Raw genomic sequence first — 6,147 nt, 5'->3', positions numbered from 1 at the left:
TTACAAAAATCTTTGATTGCCAAAGTGAACACTTCGCTCTCTATATCCTAAAGACAACATCAAATATGCTGCAGATATTGCATCAAGAGCGTCATCATGGGTTTTATTATCCCCCTTATACGAATAAATATCATTAAATACGGAAGAACTACTGTACTTTGTAATATAAAGTTTTTTGTAAGTAAACGGCGTAATTAACGTTGTTATTCTGCTAAATTTATTAGACTTTGGCTTAACTGGAACAATTCTAAAATATTGGCTTATATTACTTCTTAGCAAGATGTATTCACGGGTCAATCCACCAGCACCTTTTGTATTATCTCTATCCTCTAAATACAGTGTATGCACATTGAAATTTTCTATAACAGTCTTTACCATATTCATAATATAAGGATCATTAGCTGGTCTTTGGTCTTGAAATACAAAAGCATAATACTTATCATCAACTCGCTCCATAACACATAATGCAGTGTTATCCCCGCCAACACTAAATGCTGGGTCTAAATATGCTATCGGGCTAGTAAATACATAATCATCAGTAATATTTATTTGTGTAAAAATTGAATCAGTGCTTGCTATCCACTCACCTAACAAAACTCTTGCTTTATATGATGGTATATCTTTATATAGCTTTTCTTGTGTTTCGACAAATCCTTTACTAAGTAGCACATTATCATAAGTTGTAAACTTATATGTCTTAAAGGTCGCTATATTATCAATATAATCGGTTTTAAAATAGTGTTCTGGATGATCAGGATTAGTATCAAAAATAATAGTTTCTTGCCCGCATCTTAGTCTTTTTAAGACTTCCTCTAAAGTTTGCTTGTGTAAAGTTGTAGCCTCATTAACAAAAATAAGTGCCGAATTACTTCCCCTAAATCTTTCAAAATCACTTGCCTTATCTCCTCCATATAGATTAATACGTAGTGAATCAATCAGAATATATGAATTATTTGTATGTCTTGGAATATAAGGAATTTTAAGAAGTTTACATAGCTTTTCAAATTGCCCCAAAACATTAACTTCAACTGAACGTTGTGAATTCCCTATAATGAAATTATTAGTATCACTAGAGTATAACTTTTTAATTTCAATTAAACTTTTTAGAAAAAGATAACATGCAAGATACGTTTTGCCACTAGCTATGCCTCCGCTGAGTATAATCTTCTTTTCATTATTCTTTTTAATGCTTTTTATCACATTTTTTTGTTTTAAAGTTAACTGTTCTTCTTCAAACTTATCAAAATTAATTGAAGAATTTGTTAGCTTTACAAATTGTGATATATCAACTCCATATTTATTTTTGTATTCCTTTTGTAGTGTTGTAAAAAGTTTTGTTTGATATAAGTTCACTTGTGCCCTTTACTATTTTTGTAGTTACTTTTGCTTTCAGCTCCATTAACCGTAGCAAGTTTTTTCATACATTCATAGTAAAGCTCCATTTCTCTTATTGAACACTCTTTTATATATTCATCAAGCTCGCTTTTTAAAGAATTAATTTCTCCATTAACAACTTGCTTGTTTTTTTTACTACTTGCTTTATTTAAAGCGTCAATTTCGGCTCTTAAATTTTCTATTTTAGTATGCATACTAAAAAGCTCAACACTAGAATATTGCTTAAATGCATTTATAAATCCTAATTCTAAATTAGACCGCTCTACATCCAATTCGCTTCTAACTTTCCTAGCGTTAACTTCTGATCTAAAGGTTTGCGACAAAAGGTGTTCAAAAGTATCTTCACTAATTGTTACTCTAGAGTCCCCGTTAACAACACTTTCTCCACTTTCCCACTTTTGTCTCATTCTCCACACATTTACTTTAGAAACTCCTAATTTCTTCGCTATTTCTACATCACTTAACGATCCTTCTCTAAAATATGCAACATAATCATCAAAAGATCTTTTAACTTTTTTCAAAAAAATCCTCTAAAATAACAAAAGTAACAATTTGTTACTCTAAATAGTAAAGCAATTTGTTAATTGTTAACATAAACTGATAACTTCTTGATATTTAACAGGGAATATCTGTTAGCTTTTATTGATTTAGTTCGCTGCTATTTCTATAATTTTTGATTTAGAAATAGCAGTTCACTAATTTATTGCATATAACTATAAATTAACTCTACTTTTTCGAAAAAGTATTTCATTTCATTCATAAGATTCTTACTGGTGAAAAGTCTTTTATCATAATAGTGTATACTCAAAAATAAAATATCTCTAAATTCTTTAATCGCATCTATTTGAAAGTCTAATTCTGATACTTTTTCTCTTATCCCATTAAGAATTTGGCAAACAAAAATCAAAAATTCGATAGATTTATCTTCTCCTAATCTTTCTAAACATTTTTCTAGCATTCCTTCCTTGTAGCTAAAATCAACTTTGAAACTTTGAAATTTTTTTGTTAGATTTTTTCTTTTCAAAGTGTCTTTAACAAATTCTTTTTCCGATTCTAAAAAAACACTTTTTCCGGTTTTTATTACGTACTTTTGCATTTTTTCAACAGCACTGTATATTTGTCTTTTTTGCTTTAGAGTTATTTGGCTAGTTAAATAGAGCTTGTTTATAAGTTTATCTATTTCTTTTTTTGTTCTCTTATATAAATTATCATAAAAATCTGAAATCTCATTTATATTCATCATAACTCTAGAGAGTATATAAATAAACAATATTTTGAGCAATAGTTTTTGGCATTTTTTGAATGAAAGTTTTGATAGAAAACATTTCTATATTTATAACAATGAAATCTACAAAAAAATAACAACTAGTCATTTTTTTACTAGTTGTTATTTTGTGTATACAAAATTTAGTTATATCTAAAATTAATCTTCTTCATCATAATTATCCTCACTACCAGCAACGTATTCTTTAATTTCTTCAAAATTATCTTTATCTTCAAGATATTCTTTAACTTCTTCTAATTTTGATTTTAGTTCATCTAAGTCTGATTTAATTTCGCTAACACTTACATTTTCTTTTAATTGGGGTTCAGTGCTTCTAGTATCAATAATATATGCTTTATTACCCTCATTTAATTTGGTTCTTAAATTATGTCTAGTATCACTCAATTCTTTTAATAGCTTTCCTAATCCTTCGTCGTTATCATCTTCCAAATCCCCCCAAGTTTTGTATATAGCTTTATTCCCATCAGTAAAATCATCATATACAGGCCCTGTAATTCTATCTATAACACCTTGTGCCCCCACACTAGTTTGCTCTTTTATAACATCAATATTTCTATTGATTTCATCTATTTTGCCTGTAAGTGTTCTAATTTCGTTATCAACTTGCCTTTTTTCTGCCTCTTTTCGTTGTTCTTCTCTTTCTTTTTCTGCTTTTCGTTTTTGTTGTTCTTCTTGTTTTTGTCTTTCTGCTTTTTCTTTAGCTTCTTTTTCTGCCTTAGCTTTTCTTTCTTGCTCTTCTTCTCTTTTTTGTCTTTCTTGCTCTTCTTCTCTTTTTTGTTTTTCTTGTTCTGCTTTTCGTTTTTGTTGTTCTTCTTCTTGTTTAGCTAATTCTTGTTTGTTTCGTTCTTCTGTATTCTCTTGTTTTTCTTCTTTTCCCTCAACTTTAGCTTCGGATTCTTCTACTTTTTTCACTTTCTCTTCTTGTTGACCATCACTTTGTTCCGCTGCTTTTAATATTGGTGTATTATCTTGACTATTTTCTGGCAATACTGGTGACGAATTTATTACACCACTATTAGGATCATCACCCTGCATTAATTCATCTTTATTGTTTTCTTCTACACCCTTTATTTTATCTTCTTCTTGTAATTTTCTTGCTAATTCATCTACTTTTGAACTACTTGAAGTAATTTTATCTTTTGCTGGATCCAAAGCCTTATCTATAAATCCTTTAATTTTCCCTTTTGCATTTTGTTCTAAATCTTTAATTGCATAATTCTTACAAGAAAGTATCAGCGCAAAAACTGCACAAATAATAATTGTTTTTTTATTCATATACGCTCTCTCCTATATTTCTAACTTCTATTTTAAATTTCTTTTAAGCTCTTCTAGTGATATTGCATATTCAGCTATTTTGTCTCCCCCCGCACTGTTATTAATTTTATCTCCTAAAAATGTAATATATTCAGTATCATTAATTTTTTCTATCTTTGTTTTTATCTCTTTATTCTTAATGACATTTTTATCACTTTCTTCGTCATTATATCCATAATACAAACTAGTTTTAAATGATCCACCTTCAGTCATTGCTTTTATAAAGTTATTAATTTCTTCCTCTTCTAATGAAAAGAATGTAGCCGAATGTCCCCCAGCGTTTAAACCCGTTTCAATACCATCTTTTTCTTTTCTTACAACTAAATCTCCTAAGTCTGCCCAGTTATTACTATTATTCTTATTTTTAATTTTTACAGTAAATTCAGAGAATTCTATTTTTTTGACCTTTACCTCTCCATTGCTTTGCTCATCATATGAAGTATGAATCTTGCAAGCACCTATAAGTATAAAAACAGCACAAATAATAAACATTTTCATTTTCTTATTCATAAATTTCTCCATAAGTCCTAATCATACCACAATACATAATAAATGCAATATTTCAAAGATTTAAATATATAATTTTGTTACATTCAGCTGTTACATTTTAACAAAACGCAAATGTAATTTTAAACAACTCCCCAAAATCTCTCCATTGCAAATGCACTACTCATTACAAAAGACTATAAAACACATACAAATTAAATTTCAAAGTCTTTGCTATATATTAGCTAAAGTATGTAGTCTTTCTTAGCCGACACCCTCAGAAAATGCCCATTCTATTTATAACAGCCTCCCTACAACCCAAATTTCTCATGCAATGAGAACTCACAAAATTTGACTAAAATTTTTCGTTTTTGGTACAATATAAATTACTATTTTTATCTATTTTTATTACTTTTACTTAATTTAAAAGTAACACCTTCAAGGAGAGGATTTTATGAACACTAATAATTATTTTAATTTAAATAATTTCAACATGGATTTTATGCTCAAACTATTTCAAGATTATCAAAATGTGCTAAATGAAAATAAAATTCTTAAAAATTCACTAAAAATTTCTTCTAAGCCTACTAAAAAAGCTTCAAAACCAACTCCTAAGTTTTATTTGACCCCAAAAGCTATCAAAATAATTGAAAAATGCGTTAAAATATTAAAAAAAATTGACCCTATTTCTGGTTGGTTTCTACATCTACTCGCAATAAGTGGGTGTAGGGGGGCCGAAATTCAAAAAGTAAAAATGCAAGATATTACTCCTCTATTAAACAAAACTGGAGAAACTTTTTACAATATAAAAGTTAATATAGCTAAAAAAAGAAATGTCACTTGTATTAGAGAAATTGTCATCAAATCTGAAGAATTTGAGGCTATTCAAAAAGCTCACGAAAATTATTTTAACGAAAAAAATCTTGACTCACGGCGTACTTATCTTTTCCAAAAAACCAAACATAAATTTAAAGATAACCAAATTGATATTATCAATATTTCTAGAAAATTTAAAAATCTTCTCAAAAAATCAGGATTTCGTGCCAATAAATCTCTCCATTTATTTAGAAATTTGTTTATTTCATATTTAAAATCTAATGGTTATAATTCTTTCCAAATTAAAGAACTTATGAAATATCATTCAACTTCCGAAATTGATAATATCTACGGCCTCTCTGCTGCTAATAAAATTCACGCTTATAAATGCATGAAAAATAACCTTAAACTTTAGTAAAGCTATTTCAGTTTAAATATACGCTTTGAAGTTACTTTAAATATTTTCCCACGTGGCTTTAAATCAAGTGAATCATATAATATTTCTTTATTCTTTGTTGCTATAAAGTGATATCCATTAACCTTATCGATTTTAACTTCACTTATTTCAAATTCATTTGCTGCACCCAAATAATTTAAAGACTCATATCTCACGCTGCTTCTAATTCCGTAGTAATTAAGTATCATACATGGATTTATAATAAAACAATTACTCTTAATGTAACCAAGTCCTATAAATCTATAATACGCTGCATTTATCTCATAAACATTAAATTCACATTGCTTAAATAGACTTGTATAATAATGCAGACACAAAAAGTAACAACCCCATTTTTGTATCTCTGGTCTTAAAGTTCTATTATCTTGTTTTATTTTATTAATAAGCATTAATT

At 28.2% G+C, this 6,147-nt stretch carries 7 protein-coding genes; 1 reads left to right on the top strand and 6 read right to left on the bottom strand.

Annotated elements, in window-relative coordinates; translation table 11 throughout:
• From BB_RS06050 to erpA, 5 genes are all read right to left on the bottom strand, one after another.
• Window positions 1-1,353, bottom strand: a complete 1,353-nt coding sequence (locus BB_RS06050) for a PBSX family phage terminase large subunit (protein WP_010883725.1) — start codon at window positions 1,351-1,353, stop codon at window positions 1-3.
• Window positions 1,350-1,916 carry a DUF603 domain-containing protein gene (locus BB_RS06045; protein ID WP_010883742.1) on the bottom strand — a complete coding sequence of 189 codons (567 nt, stop codon included), beginning with the start codon at window positions 1,914-1,916 and terminating at the stop codon, window positions 1,350-1,352. Before BB_RS06045 ends, BB_RS06050 begins: the two co-directional genes overlap by 4 nt.
• A 179-nt stretch (window positions 1,917-2,095) precedes the next feature.
• On the bottom strand, window positions 2,096-2,635 hold the full coding sequence (locus tag BB_RS06040; protein ID WP_010883741.1) for a DUF643 domain-containing protein: 540 nt from the start codon (window positions 2,633-2,635) through the stop codon (window positions 2,096-2,098).
• 183 nt (window positions 2,636-2,818) lie between these two features.
• The gene (locus tag BB_RS06035; protein WP_010883724.1) at window positions 2,819-3,955 is read right to left on the bottom strand and encodes an ErpB; all 1,137 of its coding nucleotides are present in this window, start codon (window positions 3,953-3,955) and stop codon (window positions 2,819-2,821) included.
• Window positions 3,956-3,982: 27 nt separating this feature from the next.
• Window positions 3,983-4,516 (bottom strand): plasminogen-binding protein ErpA, encoded by a 534-nt coding sequence (gene erpA / locus BB_RS06030; protein ID WP_010883723.1) that lies wholly within the window; start codon window positions 4,514-4,516, stop codon window positions 3,983-3,985.
• A 418-nt stretch (window positions 4,517-4,934) separates the two neighbouring features.
• On the opposite strand from erpA, the gene BB_RS06025 reads away from it, so the two are divergent.
• Window positions 4,935-5,711: a site-specific integrase gene (locus BB_RS06025; RefSeq protein WP_010883740.1), complete on the top strand. Its 777-nt coding sequence runs from the start codon at window positions 4,935-4,937 to the stop codon at window positions 5,709-5,711.
• A 5-nt stretch (window positions 5,712-5,716) separates the two neighbouring features.
• Here BB_RS06025 and BB_RS06020 read toward each other — a convergent pair whose 3' ends face one another.
• Window positions 5,717-6,142, bottom strand: a complete 426-nt coding sequence (locus BB_RS06020; RefSeq protein ID WP_010883739.1) for a DUF261 domain-containing protein — start codon at window positions 6,140-6,142, stop codon at window positions 5,717-5,719.
• Window positions 6,143-6,147: the final 5 nt, after the last annotated feature.

The sequence above is a fragment of the Borreliella burgdorferi B31 genome, assembly GCF_000008685.2.
Taxonomy (GTDB): domain Bacteria; phylum Spirochaetota; class Spirochaetia; order Borreliales; family Borreliaceae; genus Borreliella; species Borreliella burgdorferi.
The sequence above is the reverse complement of the archived record's forward strand: the minus strand, read 5'-3'. Positions and strand labels throughout refer to the sequence as shown.

Excerpts from the sequence above, each read along its gene's own strand:
- BB_RS06020 (WP_010883739.1), bottom strand. The coding sequence starts at position 6,142 with ATGCTTATTAATAAAATAAAACAAGATAATAGAACTTTAAGACCAGAG.
- BB_RS06025 (WP_010883740.1), top strand. The coding sequence starts at position 4,935 with ATGAACACTAATAATTATTTTAATTTAAATAATTTCAACATGGATTTT.
- BB_RS06035 (WP_010883724.1), bottom strand. The coding sequence starts at position 3,955 with ATGAATAAAAAAACAATTATTATTTGTGCAGTTTTTGCGCTGATACTT.
- erpA (WP_010883723.1), bottom strand. The coding sequence starts at position 4,516 with ATGGAGAAATTTATGAATAAGAAAATGAAAATGTTTATTATTTGTGCT.
- BB_RS06040 (WP_010883741.1), bottom strand. The coding sequence starts at position 2,635 with ATGAATATAAATGAGATTTCAGATTTTTATGATAATTTATATAAGAGA.